This is a genomic window from Ruegeria jejuensis, from assembly GCF_041537905.1.
In the GTDB taxonomy this organism is placed as follows: Bacteria; Pseudomonadota; Alphaproteobacteria; order Rhodobacterales; family Rhodobacteraceae; genus Ruegeria_C.
The window spans coordinates 68674-87496 of record NZ_JBGRUO010000011.1; the positions used below are offsets into that span (position 1 = coordinate 68674).

General features: G+C 62.8%; 19 protein-coding genes. 4 read left to right on the top strand and 15 right to left on the bottom strand.

Going from position 1 to position 18823, the window contains the following annotated elements; translation table 11 throughout:
* Nucleotides 1-2: 2 nt before the first annotated feature.
* Entirely contained in the window at nt 3-704 is a 702-nt protein-coding gene (locus AB1E34_RS14120; protein WP_372572986.1) for a DUF1223 domain-containing protein, read from the bottom strand.
* A gap of 230 nt (nt 705-934) precedes the next feature.
* Between AB1E34_RS14120 and acnA the strand changes: the two genes are divergently transcribed.
* The 3 genes from acnA (at nt 935) to AB1E34_RS14135 (ending at nt 5326) form a co-directional block, all read left to right on the top strand.
* On the top strand, nt 935-3625 hold the full coding sequence (gene acnA / locus AB1E34_RS14125; RefSeq protein WP_372572987.1) for an aconitate hydratase AcnA: 2691 nt from the start codon (nt 935-937) through the stop codon (nt 3623-3625).
* A gap of 70 nt (nt 3626-3695) precedes the next feature.
* On the top strand, nt 3696-4400 hold the full coding sequence (locus AB1E34_RS14130; RefSeq protein ID WP_372572988.1) for an SDR family NAD(P)-dependent oxidoreductase: 705 nt from the start codon (nt 3696-3698) through the stop codon (nt 4398-4400).
* 56 nt (nt 4401-4456) lie between these two features.
* A complete protein-coding gene (locus AB1E34_RS14135) occupies nt 4457-5326 on the top strand; it encodes a DMT family transporter (RefSeq protein WP_372572989.1) in 870 nt (289 codons plus the stop codon).
* Here the strand turns inward: AB1E34_RS14135 and AB1E34_RS14140 are convergent, their stop codons facing one another.
* From AB1E34_RS14140 to yajC, 10 genes are all read right to left on the bottom strand, one after another.
* Complete coding sequence (locus AB1E34_RS14140) at nt 5327-5875, bottom strand: DsbE family thiol:disulfide interchange protein (protein WP_372572990.1); 549 nt, start codon at nt 5873-5875, stop codon at nt 5327-5329.
* Nucleotides 5868-6026, bottom strand: coding sequence for a heme exporter protein CcmD (ccmD, locus tag AB1E34_RS14145; protein ID WP_372572991.1), 159 nt, complete (start codon nt 6024-6026; stop codon nt 5868-5870). Before ccmD ends, AB1E34_RS14140 begins: the two co-directional genes overlap by 8 nt.
* Nucleotides 6023-6796, bottom strand: coding sequence for a heme ABC transporter permease (locus AB1E34_RS14150; RefSeq protein ID WP_372572992.1), 774 nt, complete (start codon nt 6794-6796; stop codon nt 6023-6025). The genes ccmD and AB1E34_RS14150 overlap by 4 nt, the downstream gene beginning before the upstream one ends.
* Nucleotides 6797-6841: 45 nt before the next feature.
* The gene (gene ccmB, locus AB1E34_RS14155; RefSeq protein ID WP_372572993.1) at nt 6842-7498 is read right to left on the bottom strand and encodes a heme exporter protein CcmB; all 657 of its coding nucleotides are present in this window, start codon (nt 7496-7498) and stop codon (nt 6842-6844) included.
* A complete protein-coding gene (gene ccmA / locus AB1E34_RS14160) occupies nt 7495-8109 on the bottom strand; it encodes a heme ABC exporter ATP-binding protein CcmA (RefSeq protein WP_372572994.1) in 615 nt (204 codons plus the stop codon). The genes ccmB and ccmA overlap by 4 nt, the downstream gene beginning before the upstream one ends.
* A gap of 146 nt (nt 8110-8255) precedes the next feature.
* Nucleotides 8256-8609, bottom strand: coding sequence for an Mth938-like domain-containing protein (locus tag AB1E34_RS14165; RefSeq protein WP_372572995.1), 354 nt, complete (start codon nt 8607-8609; stop codon nt 8256-8258).
* A 3-nt stretch (nt 8610-8612) separates the two neighbouring features.
* The gene (locus tag AB1E34_RS14170) at nt 8613-9362 is read right to left on the bottom strand and encodes a sulfite exporter TauE/SafE family protein (protein WP_372572996.1); all 750 of its coding nucleotides are present in this window, start codon (nt 9360-9362) and stop codon (nt 8613-8615) included.
* 36 nt (nt 9363-9398) lie between these two features.
* Nucleotides 9399-10367 (bottom strand): protein translocase subunit SecF, encoded by a 969-nt coding sequence (secF, locus tag AB1E34_RS14175; protein WP_372572997.1) that lies wholly within the window; start codon nt 10365-10367, stop codon nt 9399-9401.
* 1 nt (nt 10368) lies between these two features.
* Complete coding sequence (gene secD / locus AB1E34_RS14180) at nt 10369-12030, bottom strand: protein translocase subunit SecD (protein WP_372572998.1); 1662 nt, start codon at nt 12028-12030, stop codon at nt 10369-10371.
* A 33-nt stretch (nt 12031-12063) separates the two neighbouring features.
* Nucleotides 12064-12348, bottom strand: coding sequence for a preprotein translocase subunit YajC (gene yajC, locus AB1E34_RS14185; protein ID WP_306193636.1), 285 nt, complete (start codon nt 12346-12348; stop codon nt 12064-12066).
* A gap of 301 nt (nt 12349-12649) precedes the next feature.
* Between yajC and serS the strand changes: the two genes are divergently transcribed.
* A complete protein-coding gene (gene serS / locus AB1E34_RS14190) occupies nt 12650-13942 on the top strand; it encodes a serine--tRNA ligase (protein WP_372572999.1) in 1293 nt (430 codons plus the stop codon).
* A 33-nt stretch (nt 13943-13975) separates the two neighbouring features.
* Here serS and AB1E34_RS14195 read toward each other — a convergent pair whose 3' ends face one another.
* The 4 genes from AB1E34_RS14195 to AB1E34_RS14210 all read right to left on the bottom strand — a co-directional run bounded on the left by AB1E34_RS14195 (nt 13976) and on the right by AB1E34_RS14210 (nt 18814).
* On the bottom strand, nt 13976-14746 hold the full coding sequence (locus tag AB1E34_RS14195) for a helix-hairpin-helix domain-containing protein (protein WP_372573000.1): 771 nt from the start codon (nt 14744-14746) through the stop codon (nt 13976-13978).
* 97 nt (nt 14747-14843) lie between these two features.
* On the bottom strand, nt 14844-15830 hold the full coding sequence (locus AB1E34_RS14200) for a fatty acid desaturase (protein ID WP_372573001.1): 987 nt from the start codon (nt 15828-15830) through the stop codon (nt 14844-14846).
* Nucleotides 15831-15991: 161 nt separating this feature from the next.
* On the bottom strand, nt 15992-17449 hold the full coding sequence (gene der, locus AB1E34_RS14205) for a ribosome biogenesis GTPase Der (protein ID WP_372573002.1): 1458 nt from the start codon (nt 17447-17449) through the stop codon (nt 15992-15994).
* A 48-nt stretch (nt 17450-17497) separates the two neighbouring features.
* Nucleotides 17498-18814: a PQQ-like beta-propeller repeat protein gene (locus AB1E34_RS14210; protein WP_372573003.1), complete on the bottom strand. Its 1317-nt coding sequence runs from the start codon at nt 18812-18814 to the stop codon at nt 17498-17500.
* Between the last annotated feature and the right edge of the window lie 9 nt (nt 18815-18823).

Here is an 18823-nt window from a genome sequence, read left to right on the forward strand (position 1 = left end):
CTCTAGTTGACCCGCGTCGCCGCCACGATCGGCCCGTGCCCGGCGGCCTGCACCAGCACAACGGCGGGCAGATCCCCCTCTAGCGCGGCGTTCAGTTCCACAGGCCCCGTCCCGTCCCACTGCCCGACCTGGTCCCAGCTCTCGACCACATTGGCATAGTCCAGCTCGTGTCCCGCCAACTCGCCGCGCCGGATCGAGGCGTGTTTCATCGGGGTATAGCGCACCAGTTGCACGACATAGGCCCCCTGCGCGGCGCTGTCATAAGGCGCGACCGAGATCGACACGGCATCGCCGTCCCGCGTTGCGGTGACCATCGCCGTATCGGGCGCGGCACGATGCGCCTCGATCAGGCCCAGCAGCTCCGCTTCGCGAGCGCCGACCACATCCTCCTGCCCGGCAATGATCATCTGCGGCGTATAGATCATCGTGCGCCCGCCGCTGCGCGCATAGCCCTGCTGGCGCTTGGTATGGGCGGGATCGGCATATTCGTCCTTCCAGCCGATGTAGTCCCAGTAATCCACATGCAGCGCCAGCCCGATCACGTCATCGCGCGCGGCCAGCTTGTGCATCATCGCATCCGCGGGCGGGCAAGAGGAACAGCCTTGCGAGGTATAAAGCTCAACCACCACCGGATTGTCCCCCGCCATAAGCGGCGCGGCGAGGCTGGTAAGCAGGAATGCAATGCTGGTGGTCAGGGTTTTCATGATACGGCTTTCGGCTTTTGCTCCCTCTGATCTAGCCGCCTGAGCGCGGATTTGCGAATCAAGGTTTCTTGAAAATCAGTGAGCGAAAGCGTGGTTTTGGCAAAATTGTGTGCCATGGTATACAAAAATTGCCGCACCTGGCCGGTTGAGCCTTGAAGTGTGGCCGCGCCTGATGCAGATACGCTTCAGCGAATCCCGCAATCCACCACATTTGAGAGGGAGGCCATCAGATGCCCATCAAAGTTGGACAGGACACCGCCAAGACACGCCGCAGCCTGAGCGTGAATGGCAAGACCATCAACTATTATTCAATCCCTGCCGCGCAAGAGGCCGGTCTGGGCGATTTTTCCCGCCTTCCCGCCGCGCTCAAAGTGGTGCTGGAAAACATGCTGCGCTTCGAGGATGACGGTTTCTCCGTCTCGGTCGACGACATCAAGGCCTTCGGTGAATGGGGCGCGCAGGGCGGCAAGAACCCGCGCGAGATCGCCTATCGTCCGGCCCGCGTCCTGATGCAGGATTTCACCGGCGTTCCGGCGGTTGTGGATCTGGCGGCGATGCGTGACGGGATCGTGGGTCTGGGCGGCGACGCGCAGAAGATCAACCCGCTGAACCCCGTTGATCTGGTCATCGACCACTCGGTCATGATTGACGAGTTCGGCAATCCACGCGCCTTCCAGATGAACGTGGATCGCGAATATGAGCGCAACATGGAGCGCTACCAGTTCCTGAAATGGGGTCAGTCGGCCTTTAACAACTTCCGCGTTGTGCCTCCGGGAACCGGTATCTGCCATCAGGTGAACCTGGAATATCTGGCCCAGACCGTCTGGATCGACACCGATCAGAACGGGGACGAGGTTGCCTATCCCGATACGCTGGTCGGCACCGACAGCCATACCACCATGGTCAACGGCGCCGCCGTTCTGGGCTGGGGTGTTGGCGGGATCGAAGCCGAGGCCGCGATGCTGGGCCAGCCGATCTCGATGCTGATCCCCGAGGTTGTGGGCTTTGAGCTGACCGGCGATCTGGTCGAAGGCACCACCGGCACCGATCTGGTGCTGAAGGTCGTGGAGATGCTGCGCGAAAAGGGCGTGGTCGGCAAATTCGTCGAATTCTACGGCAGCGGTCTGGACCGTCTGCCGCTCGCGGATCGCGCAACCATCGCCAACATGGCTCCCGAATACGGCGCGACCTGCGGCTTCTTCCCGATCGACGCCGAAACCATCCGCTACCTGCGCAACACCGGCCGCGACGAAGACCGCATCGCGCTGGTCGAAGCTTATGCCAAGGAAAACGGGTTCTGGCGCGATTCCGATTACGCACCGATCTACACCGACACGCTCAGCCTTGACATGGGGACCATCGTTCCGGCGATTTCCGGCCCCAAGCGTCCGCAGGATTATGTCGCGCTGACCGATGCCAAATCGGCCTTCACTAGGGAAATGGCGGAAACCTTCAAGCGTCCGATGGGCAAGGAAGTCGCTGTCAAAGGCGAAGATTACACGATGGAATCGGGCAAGGTCGTGATCGCCTCGATCACGTCGTGCACCAACACCTCGAACCCTTATGTGATGATCGGCGCGGGCCTGGTGGCGCGCAAGGCCGCCGCTTTGGGCCTGGACCGCAAGCCCTGGGTAAAAACCTCGCTCGCACCCGGCTCACAGGTTGTAAGTGCCTATCTTGAGGCAGCGGGCCTCCAGGAAGATCTGGACAAGGTCGGCTTTAACCTCGTGGGCTATGGCTGCACCACCTGTATCGGCAACTCCGGCCCGATTCAGGCGGAACTGTCCGAGGCCATTGCCGAAGGCGATCTGGTCGCCACCTCCGTACTGTCGGGCAACCGCAACTTCGAAGGCCGGATCAGCCCCGATGTGCGCGCCAACTATCTGGCCTCGCCGCCGCTGGTGGTGGTCTATGCGCTGGCCGGGACCATGGATATCGATCTGACCTCGGAACCGATTGGCACCGACAAGGATGGCAATGACGTCTACATGAAAGACATCTGGCCCACCCAGAAGGAAATCGCCGATCTGGTCCAGCAGACCGTGACCCGTGATGCGTTCCTGTCGAAATATGCAGACGTCTTCAAAGGTGATGAAAAGTGGCAGGAGGTCGAGACCACCGATGCCGAGACCTATGACTGGCCGCCCACTTCGACCTATATCCAGAACCCGCCCTATTTCCAGGGCATGGGGACAGAGCCGGGCACCATCAGCAATATCGATGGCGCCAAGGTTCTCCTGATCCTGGGCGACATGGTCACCACCGACCACATCTCGCCTGCGGGGTCCTTTGCGACCACCACGCCTGCGGGGACATATCTGACCGACCGTCAGGTGCAGCCGCGCGAGTTCAACTCCTACGGCTCGCGCCGGGGCAATCACGAGATCATGATGCGCGGCACCTTCGCCAATATCCGCATCAAGAACGAGATGCTGGACGGCGTCGAGGGCGGCTATACCAAGGGCCCTGATGGCGCGCAGACCTCGATCTATGACGCGGCCATGGCCTATCAGGATCAGGGCACCCCGCTGGTGGTGTTCGGCGGCGAGCAATATGGCGCGGGCTCCAGCCGTGACTGGGCGGCCAAAGGCACTGCATTGCTGGGCGTGAAGGCCGTGATCGCCGAAAGCTTCGAGCGGATCCACCGCTCGAACCTGGTGGGTATGGGCGTGATCCCGTTCGAGTTCACCGGCGGTGACACCCGCAAATCGCTGGGCCTGAAGGGCGACGAGACCGTGTCGATCCACGGGCTGGACACGATCGAGCCGCTGCAGGAGGTGCCCTGCACCATCACCTATGGCGATGGCAGCGAGAAGACGATCACGCTGAAATGCCGGATCGATACTGCGCCCGAGATCGAATACATCGAACATGGCGGCGTGCTGCACTACGTGCTGCGCAATCTGGCCAAGGCCAGCTGAGCCGGACCGATATCCGCTTGACGGGCGCCCCACGGGGCGCCCTTCTTCATTCCGAAGCAGGAGGATCGACATGCGCAGAATCGCCCTCGTCACAGGTGCTGCACGCGGCATCGGACGCGCAATCGCCGAGGACTTGGCACGCGATCATGACATTGCGATCACCTGGCGCAGCAGCGACCCCGACGCGCTGTTGCAGGCCTGCCCCGAGCTTCTGGCGATCAAGGCCGATCTAACTACGCCGGGAGAACCGCAGAAAGTCATCGACCAGGTGATCGACAGGTTTGGTCGGTTGGATGTCATCGTGAACAATGCCGGGCTGGTGGCTGAGACCCCCATCGACGAGATGGACATCGCCGCGCATCGCAGCATTTTCGACACCAATCTGATCGGCCCGGCGGCGCTGCTCAGCGCAGCGTTGCCGCATCTGAAACCGGGCGCCGCTGTCGTCAATATCTCTTCGATCAATGCCGCCCTGCCACCGGTCGGAGCCGTCGCATATGGCGCCAGCAAGGCGGCGCTGAACCTCTGGACCCGCGGCATGGCCAAGGAGTTGGGGGCAAAGGGCATCCGGGTCAACGCCGTTGCACCCGGCGCGATCAACACGGCGGAAAACCCGCGATCACAGGAATTGACCGACCTTATCGCGCAGGACACCGCCCTTGGCCGCCCCGGCATCCCCGAAGATATCGCCCGCGCGGTGCGATTTCTGGCCTCCGATCAGGCCAGCTTCATCACGGGTGAGGTGTTGACGGTCTCGGGTGGCTATCGGCTATGACTGCGTATCAGGGCCAATGACGAAGCCTGTTCCGTTTTCCTGAAAGGACCCAGAAGTTGGATATCCGTGCTTTGATCATGGGGCTGGCATTTGCGCTGATGTGGTCCTCGGCCTTTTCCTCGGCGCGGATCATCGTCGCGGATGCCTCGCCGCTTTTCTCGCTTGCCGTGCGGTTTCTGATCTCGGGCCTTCTGGGAGTCTGGATCGCGCGTCTGATGGGGCAGAGTTGGTATCTGACGCGGGCACAATGGCGCGCAACGATTATCTTCGGCATCTGCCAGAACGCCCTCTATCTGGGTCTGAACTTCTATGCGATGCAAACGGTACAGGCCTCGGTGGCGGCCATCATCGCCTCGACCATGCCGCTGCTGGTGGCGCTGGCGAACTGGCTCATCCTGGGTCAGCGGCTGAACCTGATGGGGGTTCTGGGCCTGCTGGCGGGGCTGGTTGGTGTAGCGTTGATCATGGGCGCGCGGATCAGCGCAGGCGTCGATCTGTTCGGCGTGATGCTCTGCGGGATCGGCGCGGTGGCGCTGACGCTGGCCACTCTGTCGGTACGCAACGCCACCACGGGTGGGAATTTCATGATGGTGGTCGGGCTGCAGATGCTGGTTGGCTCAGCGATCCTGTTCCTCGCCGCACCGCTGTTTGAGGTGATCCGGGTCACGCCCAGCTGGCCGCTTGCGGCGGCTTTTGCCTATACGACGCTGATCCCCGGTCTGGCCGCAACCTATATCTGGTTCCGGCTGCTCGACCGGATCGGAGCGGTGCGCGCGGCGACCTTTCACTTTCTCAACCCGGTCTTCGGGGTCGGCATCGCGGCGCTGCTGCTGGGCGAGCGACTGACGCTGCTGGACGCGATCGGCGTGCTGATCATCACTGTTGGAATTCTGGCGGTGCAACTGGCCCGCCAGCCGAAAGCCTGATCAGTTGGCAGCCCGCTCGCGCGCCTCGGTCAGAACGGGCTCGATCCGTTCGCGATACGCGCGCTGCGTGACCGGCCCGGCAAAGCGCAGCAGGATCGTGCCATCACCATCGACCACATAGGTCTCAGGCACGCCGTAGACGCCCCAATCCAGTGCCATGCGCCCCTCGGGGTCGCGACCCAGAGCGGCATAGGGATCACCCAACTCATCCAGAAAACCGGCAGCGTTCTGCGGCTGATCCTTGTAGTTCACGCCATAGACCGGGATTCCCTGTTTTGACAGCGCATCCAGATTGGGATGTTCTACCCGGCAGGGCGCGCACCAGCTTGCCCAGTAATTCACCAGCTTCACCTCCCCATCGCGCAGGGTCGCATCGTCAAAAACCGGCTTATCGCTGAAAGGTTCCATCACCACGGGTGGTGCGGGTTGACCGGCGCGGGCCGAGGGCAATGCCTCGGGGTCGTCGCGGAACATGCCCACGGCGGCAAGTAGCACGAAGGCCCCGAAAATCACCGGCGGCGCGATCATCAATGGAGATATCCTAGCCATTGCGCGACACCCTTGCTTCGGTCTTTTCCATCTCCGCCCGGACCTTGCGTCCGCGCCACAGGCTCAGCGCAACCAGCAGCACCAGCATCAGCAGCGACAGCGCGTAAGAGGACAGCACCGCGTCGGCATATTTCCCCAGATCCGGCATCATGCGCCTGCCCTTTCCCGCGCCAGCAGCGCACGGATGCGGCGCGCGCGGATTTCGGTCCCGGTGCGATAAAGCACCAGCGCAATGAACAGTAGAACAAAACCGATGATGCACAGAAACAGCGGGTAGAAGAACACGTTGCTGACCTTTTCGGTGGTATCGGTGCCGGTTACGGCCCCTGCCCGCATGACCGAGGCCCCCTGATGCAGGCCCTGGTTCCAGAAATTCACCGCATAGCGGCTGAGGATAGCAAAGACGCTGCCCACCAGACACAGGACCGAGGTCAGATCAGCGGCGGTATCGGGGTCCTCGATCGCCTCCCACAGCGCGATATAGCCCAGGTAGAACAGGAACAGGATCAGGAAGGATGTGAGGCGCGGGTCCCAGGCCCACCAGGTGCCCCACATGGGTTGCCCCCAGATCGCACCGGTGATCAGCGCGATCAGCGTCATCACCACCCCGATGGGCGCTGCGGCGCGCGCCGCCAGCGCGCTGACATGATGGCGCCGCACCAGCCAGACCAGCGAGGTCACCAGCATCATCAGCCAGCAATTGATCGCCATCAGCGCTGAGGGCACATGCAGGTAGATGATCTTGACCGTCGATCCCTGACGGAAGTCATCAGGTGTGAAGAAGAACCCCCAGACCAGCCCCACAACAAGGCAGATGGCGGCGGATGTCCAGAAAAACGGCAGAACCCGTTCACTGGTGGCCAGAAACTTCTTGGGATTGGCATATTGCCAGATCGTGTTGGCTTTGGCGGCTATCGACATGGGGGTTATCTAGCCCGACTCACGGGTATTCTCAATTGACACATATCAACGCAGGTTCACACGTAAGACAGCGGCGCTGGCAAAAGGCAGCAGCGCGATGGTCGCCAGCGTGATCCCACCCAGCATCAGAAGCGGTGTACCCGTCTCCATCCCTTGCGCACCGCGCCGCGCCACCTCGGCCCCGAAGATCAGCGTCGGCACGTAGAGCGGCAGTACCAAGAGCGACAAGAGCAGCCCGCCGCGTTTCAGCCCCACGGTCAGCGCGGCCCCAAACGTGCCCACAACGCTGAGCGCGGGCGTGCCCACCGCCAGCGAGGCCACCAGCCAGAAAAAGCCCGGCCCCGGCAGGTTGAGCAGCACGCCAAAGACCGGGGCCGCCAGAACCAGCGGCAGGCCGGTGGTGATCCAATGCGCCAGGGCCTTGACCGACACCACAGCCTCCAACGGCAGCGGCGCGGTGGCCAGCAGGTCCAGCGTGCCATCCTCCCAATCCAGCGCCAGCAGCCGGTCGAGCGACAGCAGGCAGGCCAGCAGCGCACCCAGCCACAGCACGCCCGGTGCGATGCTGGCCAGCAGGTCGGATTGCGGACCCACCGCAAAGGGCACCAGCGTGGTCACGATCAGGAAAAAGACCAGCCCAAGACCAAAGCCACCCCCGGCCCGCATGGCCAGTTTCAGATCCCGGAGCAGCAGCGCGATCACAGGAAATCTCCGTCGAAATCATCCACCGGCTTCGGCACGGCGCGGAATGGGCCGACATCCAGCGTCGTGGCATCGATCCCCAGATCGATATGGGTGGCGATCAGCGCCGAGCCACCCTGCCCCAGATGTGACCGCACCGCATCGGCGAATTTGCCGACGGCCTCCTTGTCGAGCGAGACGGTCGGCTCGTCCAGCACCCAGATTGGACGCCCGGTGACCAGCAGGCGGGCAAGTCCGAGGCGGCGTTTCTGTCCCGCCGAAAGGTTTCCGGCATGCCGGTCGGCAAGCTCATGCAGGTCATAGGCGTCCAATGCGTCCGCAATGCCGTGCGCGCCAAAGACAGCAGCCCAGAAATTCAGGTTTTCGGTCACGGTGAGCGTCGGCTTGATGCCGTCGGAATGGCCCGCATAGGCGATCCGGTCCTCGGCCCCCGTGATCTGGCCTGCAAGCGGTGGCTGCAACCCGGCAATGGTGCGCAATAGCGTTGTCTTGCCGATCCCGTTTGGTCCGCGCACGACCAGCGCCTGCCCTGATTCAAGGGAAAATCCCAGCTTTTCGAGCACGGGAACGCCCCCACGGGCGATGGCAAGGTCGGTGACGGTCAGGGTCATGAAACTCGCTTAACCGATTGCAGGGGGCGGCAAAAGGCCGGAGTCGCGCAGGGACGGAGTGTCGCGTCTGTGACATCTGCCGGAAGTCAGGAGCCAGAACCCTACGCTCCCCGAAATGTTTTTGGCCAGATGAAGAACGGACCCGGTCACACAGGCAGGGCCGCCAGCGCGATGCGGCGGCCTTCGGAGAGCAGGACGTTGTAGGTGCGGCAGGCGGCGGGGGAGGACATGTTTTCCACCCCGATGCCTGACTCCTCCAATGCGCGGCGCAGATCGTCGGGCAGATGCGCCATCTCGGCCCCGGTGCCGATGAACAGCACATCGATCTGGCCTGCCAGGTCCAGCAACGGCGCGATATCGTCGTAGCCGCCCCACGCAAACGTACCAGAGGCACCGGTCAGAACCGGACCGTAAAGCACCTCGCCTGCGATGCGGAAAAACCCCGGGCCGTAGCCGTCAACGGGTTGGGCATCGGTAAAGGCGATCTCGTTCAGGCGCATGGGTCAGGTCCAGATTGGCAGCCCCGCCAGCGCGACGCTGAGGATCAGAATATAGGCAGCGGAGCGGTAGAGTTTCTCGCGTTCCGGCACAAATAGCGCGCTGCCCACGAGGTTGCCAAGCATATTCGGAAGTGTCAGCAGCAGCCCCGTCGCCGCGATTGCGGGATCAAGCCGGCTGGCCAGCGCCAGAAACACAACCACCATGATGTCATAGCCAAGCAGATAGAGCGTGGTATTGGCGCGGATCACCTGCGGCGGATGCGGGCTGGCCATGTAGACGAAGATCACCGGCGGCCCCGGCATGCCCACCGCACCGCCCAGAAACCCCGCGACCAGACCGGTCCCGAACACCGCACGTGGCCCCAGCGCACCGCTATAACGCCAGCCCAGCAACAGCCCCGCCAGCATCAATAGCGATACGGACGAAACAAGCACCCGGAACAGGTCGGGGTTCATGACGAACAACGCCACCAGCCCCAAAGGCACAGCCAGCACCGCCCCGGCCAGCAGCCGCAGCAGGTCTGCGCGATGGGCGTGCGGCAGCACCTTGGGTACCATCGGGACCGGCCCGAAAATATCCATCAGGATCAGCGTCGTGACGGCAGAGACCGGGTCGAGCACCATTCCCGCCAAGGGCAGATAGACCATCGCGGTCCCAAACCCGGTGAAGCCCCTGGTGCAGCCCGCCATCAGAGCAGCGACAAACAGCACCGTCAGATCGGCCGCTTCCAGTGAGAGCAGATGTTCGGTCACCCGGTCCGGCCCTTATGCCAGACGGGTGAGCGGGGATCAGGCATCGATATTGGCGTATTGGTTGCCAGCGGTGTTGGACGGCTTTGTCCAATCCCGCTTGACGCCCAGATAGAGCAGGATCGCCGAGGCCACGAAGACCGAGGAATACGTCCCCACGATCACGCCCCAGATCATCGCAAAGACAAAGCCGCGGATCACGTCGCCGCCCAGCACATAAAGCGAGATCAGCGCCAAGAGCGTGGTGACCGAGGTCATCACCGTCCGGCTAAGCGTTTCGTTGATCGAGACGTTCAGCACATCCTTGAGCGGGGTTTTCTTATATTTCCGCAGGTTTTCACGCACCCGGTCAAAGACCACCACCGTGTCGTTCAGCGAGTAGCCGACAATGGTCAGAAGCGCCGCGATGATCGCGAGGTCGAAGCGAATCTGCAGTTCCGAGAACACGCCAATCGTCAGGATCACGTCATGCACCAGTGCGGCCACAGCCCCCAGCGCGAACTGCCATTCAAACCGCAGCCAGATATAGACAAGCACCGCCCCGATCGCGAGGACCACAGCAATTACAGCGGTCTGGATCAACTCGCCCGAGACCTTGGGGCCGACGGATTCGACCGAGACAAACTGGATATCTGGCACTGCGGCCTGTAGGGCGCTTTCGACCTCGGCGACCATGGTGGCGGTTGCGGCCTCTTCGCCCTCCTGCGCCTGAATGCGCAACATGGCGACGTTCTGGTCGGGGCCGAAGGTGGGGTCAAAAATCTCGGTGATGGTGATGTCGCCAAGCTCCAACGCATCCAGCGCACCGCGATAGACGCCCACATCCACCGGCTGCGCGCTTTCGGTGCGGATCGTGGTACCGCCGCGGAAGTCGATGCCGAAATTCAGGCCCTGATACAGGAACGACCCCGCCGCCAGCAGCATCATGAAGGCTGAAATGCCCAGCCACAATTTCCAGCGGCTGAAGAAATCGAACGAGGTGTTCTGGGGGACAAGTTTCAGTCTCATATCACACCTCGATCATTTTGGGACGGCGGCGTTCGAACCAGATCACCACCAGCAAACGCGTCACGAAGATCGCGGTGAAGACCGAGGTGAGAATACCCAAGCCCAGGGTGATGGCAAAGCCGCGCACCGGGCCGGAGCCCATGGCAAACAGGATCACCGCCGTGATGAAAGTGGTGATGTTGGCGTCCAGAATGGCGCTCAGCGCCTTCTCATAGCCCAGTTCGATGGCGCGGGCCGGTCCCTTGGCGGTCTTGAGTTCTTCTCGTATCCGCTCGAAGATCAGCACATTGGCGTCCACCGCCATACCGACGGTTAGCACGATCCCGGCGATACCGGGTAGTGTCAGCGTTGCCCCGATCAGCGACAGCAGACCAAAGATCAGCCCGATATTGATGATCAACGCCACATTGGCAAACAGACCAAACAGGCCATAGCTGAGCGCCATGAAGACCAGCACGGCGGCAAAGGCCACCATGGTCGCCACCTTGCCTGCGTCGATACTGTCCTGACCCAGTTCCGGACCGATGGTGCGCTCCTCAAGGAATTCCAGCCCGGCGGGCAAGGCCCCTGCCCTGAGCAGCACCGCCAGATTGGTGCTTTCCTCGACGGTGAAATTGCCGGTGATGATGCCCGAGCCGCCGGGAATATGGCTCTGGATCACCGGGGCCGAGATGACCTCGTCATCCAATACGATCGCAAAGGGCGCACCGATATTGTCGAGCGTATAGTCGCCAAACTTGCGCGCGCCGGTGGTGTTGAAGCGGAAATTCACCGCCGGACGGCCGTTCTGGTCAAAGGCAGGCTGGGCATCGACCAGTTCCTCGCCGGTGACCACGGGGGCGGCTTCGATGATGTAGAACGTCCCCGCCTCATCGATTGAGGGGACCAGCTTTTCCCCCGGACCCACACGGGCGTCGGCATCGGTGGTGCGCGAGACAACCGGGTTGAAGGTCAGTTGCGCCGTGGTGCCGATGATTTCCTTGAGTTCCGAAGCGCTGCCGATACCCGGCACCTGGATCAGGATACGTTGCGGGCCCTGACGCTGGATGGTGGGCTCGCGAGTGCCGACCTCGTCGATCCGGCGGCGGATGATTTCCAGCGCCTGGCGCACCGTGCGATCATCCGAGGCCAGCTTCTCGGCCTCGCTCAGCGTCACGACAATGTCGCTGCCCTGCGCCGACGCCTCGATATCGGTACCCGTCGGGCCGGCGAGGGTCTGGATCGGCGTTGCCAGTTCCCGCACGACCTGCAGCGCGCGCGACATGCCCTCGGGCTGGCTGATACGGACGCGAATCTCACCCGGCGCGCCGTCCTGACGGCGGATCGTGCCCACCGTCGCACGCTGATCGCGCAGCGCATCGCGGATTTCCGGCCACATGGCATCCATGCGCGCCTCGTACACATCCTCGACCTTGACCTCGGCCAGCAGATGCGCACCCCCGCGCAGATCGAGACCCAGATTGACCAGCCCCGAGGGCAGCCAGGAGGGCCATTGCGCCGCCTCGGCCTGCATCTGCGGCGTGTCATTGCCCAGCTCAATCGCGGCGCGGGCGTCGTTGGATTGTTCCACGCGGGTGTAGAACGCATTCGGCAGGGCCAGAAGCAGGCCAGCCACCACGACCAGCCAGATCAGGACCCGTTTCCAGGTATCGATTTGCAGCATTACCCTGCCTTTATAATGGGTTGTGAGGCGCTCTTATTTCGCCGGCTCGGTCTTGTTCAGCACCTGGGAAATGGTCGCCTGCACCACCCGGACCTTGACGCCTTCGGCAATCTCGACCTCAAGCTCGCCATCATCCTTGACCTTGGTCACCTTGCCGATCAGGCCACCCTGCGTGACCACCTGATCACCCCGGCGCAGCGCGTTAACCATGGCCTGATGTTCCTTGACCTTCTTCTGCTGCGGACGGATCAGCAGGAAGTACATGATCGCGAAGATCAGAATGAGGGGGAGAAACTGGGCGATTGCGCCACCTTCCATGGGATGTTCCTTTGTCCAGAAGAGCGGGCACACCCCGCGAATTTTGCGGGAACCTATGCGTTAGCGCAAAAAGGTTCAAGCAGCGCGGCGCCACTCGGGACGGAAAGTTTTGAGCGGTCCGTGTCTCGTTTTTCAGATCAGCCCCCTATCCGAGGTCGGTTGGCCGGTTCTCGGGCACTCTCCGGCGGCATTGCGCGCCCTGAGGCGGGACTTGGGGTGTCAAAACGGGGTGTTGTCAGCCCTCGCAGAATTGGGTCTAAGGGCGCTACCGACATGGACCTAAACAGAAGGACGCTGACCCATGCATGACATCCGCGCTATTCGCGAAAATCCAGCCGCTTTCGACGCCGCTCTGGCGCGGCGGGGGGATGCGCCGATGTCGTCAGACCTGCTCGCGGTGGATGAGGCGCGGCGCGCCAAGATACTGGCTGCCGAAACGGCGCAGGCGGAGCAGAACAAGGCCTCCAAAGAAGTTGGTGCGGCCAAGGGTCGTGGTGACGAGGATGAGTTTCAGCGGCTGCGTGTATTGGTCGCCGACAAGAAGGCCGAAGTGGCAGCGATGCAGGGCGAGGCCAAGGAGTTGGACGCGAGGCTGACCGACATGCTGGCCCGGATCGCCAATTCCCCTGCCGAGGATGTGCCGGATGGCGCGGATGAGGATGACAATGTCGAGGTCACCCGCTGGGGGACCCCAAGGGATTTCGACTTTGCACCCAAGGAGCATTACGAAATCCCTGCGGTTGCGGCGGCGATGGATTTCGAGACGGCCGCCAAGACCTCAGGCAGCCGCTTCGTGAACCTGTCCAAAGGCGTGGCGCGCATTCACCGGGCGCTGGCGCAGTTCATGATCGACACCCATGTGGACAAGAACGGTCTGACCGAGATGCAGACGCCGGTTCTGGTGCGCGACGAGGCGATGTACGGCACCGATAAGTTGCCAAAATTCGGCGAGGACAGCTATCAGACCACCAATGGCTGGTGGCTGATCCCGACCTCCGAAGTGACGCTGACCTATTCGGTGGCGGGCGACATTCTGGATGAGGGCGATCTGCCGATCCGGATGACCGCACATACGGTCTGTTTCCGCTCGGAAGCGGGCAGCGCAGGCAAGGACACGGCGGGTATGTTGCGCCAGCACCAGTTCGAAAAGGTCGAGATGGTCTCGGTCACTCATCCGGATGCCAGCGATGATGAGCAAAAGCGCATGCTGCGCTGCGCCGAGGGGTTGCTGGAGGCGCTGGGTATCCCCTATCGCACCGTGGCGCTGTGTACCGGTGACATGGGATTTGGCGCGCGCCGCACCTTTGACATCGAGGCCTGGCTGCCGGGGCAGGATGCCTATCGCGAGATCTCCAGCGTGTCGACCACCGGCGACTTTCAGGCCCGGCGCATGAATGCGCGGTTCCGCCCCGAGGGCGGCGGCAAACCCGCCTTTGTGCACACGCTGAACGGCTCGGGCCTGGCGGTGGGCCGCTGCCTGATCGCGGTGCTGGAAAACGGCCAGAACGCGGATGGCACGGTCACCCTGCCCGACGCGCTTGCGCCTTATCTGGGCGGCAAGACCACGCTGGGGCTGGATGGCACGCTGAGCTAAAGGCGCCCAGCCCGCACCACAGGCGAAGAAGGCTTACTTCTTCGCCTTTTTCTTGTCCTTGGCTTTTTTCTTGCCGTCCTTGGACTTGGCTTTTGCTTTGGCCTTTGCCTTGGCGTCCTTGGCCTTTTCCTTCTTGGCCTTCGCCTTGGCCTTTTCCTTGGCCTTCTTGAACTCGACCTCCAGCGCCTTGGCCTTCTTGGCGGCTTTTTCGGCCTTGGCTTTCGCCTTGGCCTTCTTGGCTTTCTTCGCCGCTTCAGCTTTGGCTTTTTTCGCTACTTCAGCCTCGGCCTTGGCTTTCTTGGCGGCCTGAGCCTCGGCCTTGGCTTTTTCCATAGCCTTCGCCTCAGCAGATTTCGATGGGGTCGAGGCGGCAGGCTTTTTCGCGGCCGGTTTTGCCGCCACGGTTTTCGGGGCCGCTGCCTTGGCTGCAGCTGGCTTTGCGGTCGCGGCTTTTGCGGCGGCTGGTCTGGTTGCTGCCGCCTTCGCGGCAGCGGGCTTTGCCGCCGCAGGTTTGGCCGTTGCGGTCTTCCGCGCCGCGGGTCGCCGCGTTGCCGTTTTTCTCGCGGCAGTCCGGGTCCTCGGTCTGGTGGCAGCGGCGCGTTTGGTCCCGGGCGTCGCCGGTGCAGAAGCGGCAGCCTTGGCCGATGCGATCATGGCCTGCGCACGCGCCTTGCCCACGCGGGGCAGCGTGATCAGCTGTTCCGGCGTCGCCTTGGCCAGCTCGGCGATCGTCTTGATGCCCATTGCGATCAGTGCCTTTTCCAGCGTGACGCCGATGCCGCTCAGATCAGAAAGTTTGCTCATTCACGTGTCCTTCTAGTCGTTGGAGCCCCGCGCCCTCCTCCCGAGAGCGGGTGGCTGAGTGTCGATACCCGGAATGCTCACCCATCAGCCAAAGTGATTAGCTGGCTTGGGGCACGTCCGGGCGATGCGCCGGTTTCGGGAAGGGAACCAGCCGTTTGCGGTCCTCATCCCAAAGTTTCAGGTTCAGCGCCGCCACCGCCTCGGGGAACTTGATCCGACGCGGAGCGTATTCGGGCGGCAGGTTGTAGTGGCAGGCCCGCAACCGGTAGGATGGGATGCGTGCATTGAAATGGTGGATGTCGTGCAACGTAATGCAGGCCACCGCCAAGTCGAACCACCAGCCGAAATCCAGCGCCGACGATCCTTGCAGCGCGGCGATTTGCGGGTCGAGGTCAGGGCGGCGATCCCAATAGGTATCCTCGAAATTATGCTGCAGATAGACGAGGAACACGCCCAGCATGCCACCAAGGAAAGAAAAGGCCAGCCAGACCCAAATACCGGTCATACCTGCCACGGCGTAAAGCAGCCCGAGCATCAGCACGATCGACAGGTTGTGCAGCACCACGCCTTTCCAGCCGAAGCGCAGCGTGTTCTTGGGCCAGCGATAGCGGAGGAAATAGGTGAAGGCCGCCCCGACCGGCACCAGGATGAACGGGTTGCGGTAGAGCCGGTAGAAGACCCGCGTTTTCCAATCCGCCGCGTTCCATTCGCGGACGGTCATGGTGTTGATCTCGCCGGTTTCGCGGTGTTCCAGATTGCCAATCCCTGAATGATGCAGGTTGTGGTTCTGCTTCATCACCTCGAAGGGCGCGAAGGTAAACGGCGAAAGCCCGTGGCCCGCCCATTCGTTTTGCTGGCGCGTCTCGAACAGGGAGTGGTGACCGCAATCATGTTGCAGCACATAAAGCCGCACCGCCGCAAAGGCAAAGACCACACCGGCGGGCAGCATGATCACCCAATTGTCCACATAGCGGATCGCCAGAAAGAGCGATGCGAAATACACCGCAAACGTGCCGAAATAGCTGAGCGATGCCAGCAGGTTGTCCTGCACGGCATATTGGCGCGTATAAGCCCTTAGATCCATTCCGCCCGTCTCCTTGGGTTTGGTCTGGCTTTCCTTGCAATTGCGGATGTCACATTGCCGGATGGCAGGATGCAATCAAAACGATACTCTTTCGACATGCATAGCGCCCCTTTCCGGGGCTTGTCACGTGTCGAGATGAAAAATGCAGCAAATTGGCGCAGTTACGCGCGCCCTTTGAGATGTTTGCGCAGTTTCGAGGGGCCGGCCTTCTTTTTCCCCTTATACGGGTTTTTGTCGCCCTGCCCGCGCATGGTCAGCCGGATCGGCGTGCCGGGCATGTCGAAATCCTCGCGCAGACCGTTCACCAGATAGCGCGTATAGCTGTCGGGCATCTTGTCGGGATGGCTGCACATCACCACAAACCCCGGCGGGCGGGTCTTGGCCTGGGTCATGTAGCGCAGCTTGATCCGGCGACCGGCGGGCGCTGGAGGCGGGTGCTGTTCCAGCATCGCGGTCAGCCAGCGGTTCAGCGCCGCGGTGGTCACCCGGCGGTTCCAGACGTCATGAGCACGCAGGATCGCGTCATGCAACCGATCAAGACCCCTGCCCGTCTTGGCCGAAACCGTGATCAGCGGCGCGCCGCGCAATTGCGGCAGCAGCCGGTTGAAGGCCTCTTTCAGATCACGCAGCTTTTCCTGCTTGCTGTCCTCGATATCCCACTTGTTGACGGCCACCACCACGGCGCGGCCTTCGCGCTCGGCCAGATCGGCGATGCGCAGGTCCTGTTGTTCAAAGGGGATGGCCGCATCCAGCAGGACAACCACCACCTCGGCGAACTTGACCGCGCGCAACCCATCGCTGACCGAGAGCTTTTCCAGCTTCTCCTGCACCTTGGCTTTCTTGCGCATCCCGGCGGTGTCAAAGACCCGCATCGGCGTGCCTTTCCAGTCGATGCGCAGGGAAATCGCGTCGCGGGTGATCCCGGCCTCGGGGCCGGTCAGCAGGCGATCTTCGCCCAGTATCTTGTTGATCAGCGTGGATTTTCCCGCGTTTGGACGGCCGACAACGGCAACCTGCAACGGTTTCGCAGCTGTGATGGCGGGTGCGGCACCCTCTTCGGCGGCCTCGTCTTCGTCCAGATCCACATCGGTCTCGGGCGCGATGCGCTCGGCCTCTTCGGCCATGCGATCAGCGACCGGCATCAGTTGCGAATAGAGATCGTTCAACCCCTCGCCATGTTCAGCGCTCAGCCGCACCGGCTCGCCCAGACCCAGCGAATACGCCTCGATCACGCCCGCATCGGCGGCGGCCCCTTCGGCCTTGTTCGCGGCCAGGATCACATGATCGGAGCGTTTGCGCAGGATATCGGCAAACAGCTCATCCGTGGGCGTCACGCCCGCGCGGGCATCGATCATGAACAGGCACACATCGGCCATATCCACCGCCCGCTCGGTCAGGCGGCGCATGCGGCCCTGCAGGCTGTCATCGGTGGCCTCTTCCAGACCGGCGGTATCAACGACCGTGAAGCGCAGATCGCCCAGCCGCCCTTCGCCCTCGCGCAGGTCGCGGGTCACGCCGGGCTGGTCATCAACCAGCGCCAGCCGTTTGCCGACAAGGCGATTGAAAAGCGTGGATTTGCCCACATTGGGGCGCCCCACAATGGCGAGGGTCAAAGACATCGGGCTTCACTTTCAAGACTCAGACGCGCCCTTTAGCGCATGTTTGCGTCAACGGAAAGCGTGTAGATCACCTTTGGCGCTGACGACATAGAGCGTGCCACCCGCCACCACAGGCCCGGTGGTGGCCCCGCCGGGCACCTCGACCTGGTTCAGGAGCGTGCCATCCTCGGGGCGGAAGAAGCGCAGGTAGCCGTCATTGGAGGCGACCACAAGGCGACCACCGGCCAGAATGGGCCCGTAATTGGCGACCACTTCGCCCCGCCGGCGCGGCTTGTCGCGCAGAAAGCCCGGCAGGTCCCGCGCCCAGATGACCGAGCCATCACTGGTACTCAGCCGCATGAGCTGACCGCGATCGCTGATCTGGAAGATGCTGTCGCCTGCAGGCCAGACCGGCGAGATCGCGCCCTCATCCGCTGTCCATTGCCGCTCGCCCAGCTGGGTTTCCAGCGACACGGTGCGGCCCGAATGGTTGCCGATATAGACGCGGCTGCCCACAACGACCGGACCGCCGGTAATGTCGGCAATGCGCGCCACGGCACGGCCTTTGCGCTGACCAGCCACCGAGGCGCTCCAACGGCGCAGCCCGCCTTTGCGGAAGCTGGCGATAACATCGCCTGAGGCAAAGGCGAAGATCACCAGATCCGAGGTCAGCGCGGGCGCAGGCGCGCCCAGAACGTTGCCGATACTGGGGGTGGCCTGAATCTGCCAGGCGATGCGCCCGTCCTTGGTGTTGATGGCCCAGCCCGTCTCATCCCCGGCAACCAGATAGAGCAGCCCATCGCGAATGGTCGGCGTGCCGCTGCCGGTGGCGTTCAGCCGTTGCTGCCAGCGCACCGCGCCCGAGGTGGCATCCAGCGCGCTGAGGCGGCCAAAGCCCGACGAGACATAGAGCGTGCCGTTGTCATAGGCCATGCCGCCGCCGGTCGCCTGCCCGTCGCCCTCGCCTTCGGGAACCAGAGTGCGGCTCCAGACCACGCCGCCATTGGGGGAAACGGCAGTCACCTGCGCTGCCGCATCCAGCGTGTAGATCAGGCCCCTTCCAACAACCGGGTCGGCCGTGATCCGCTGGCGACGGCTGTCGCCCGCGCCGATCGGGGTGGTCCAGATGCGTTGCGGTGTCGCCCGCAGGGCGGGATTGTCGGTGCGGTAGGCTTGTGTGCCGAAACTCTGCGGCCAGGCAGCGTTGGTCTTCTGCGCAGGCAAGCGGATCGGTTTCGAGCCTGTGATCTCGCCCAGCCCGACCTCTGCGCCGCGCAGCGTTTCGCGCTTGCCTGGAAGCACCGGGTCGGGTTCCTGACAGGCCCCGAGCAGCAGCACTGCGCCCATCGCGGCCAATCCGCTGCGCGAGAATGAGAAGTTTGCCATGCCCGATCC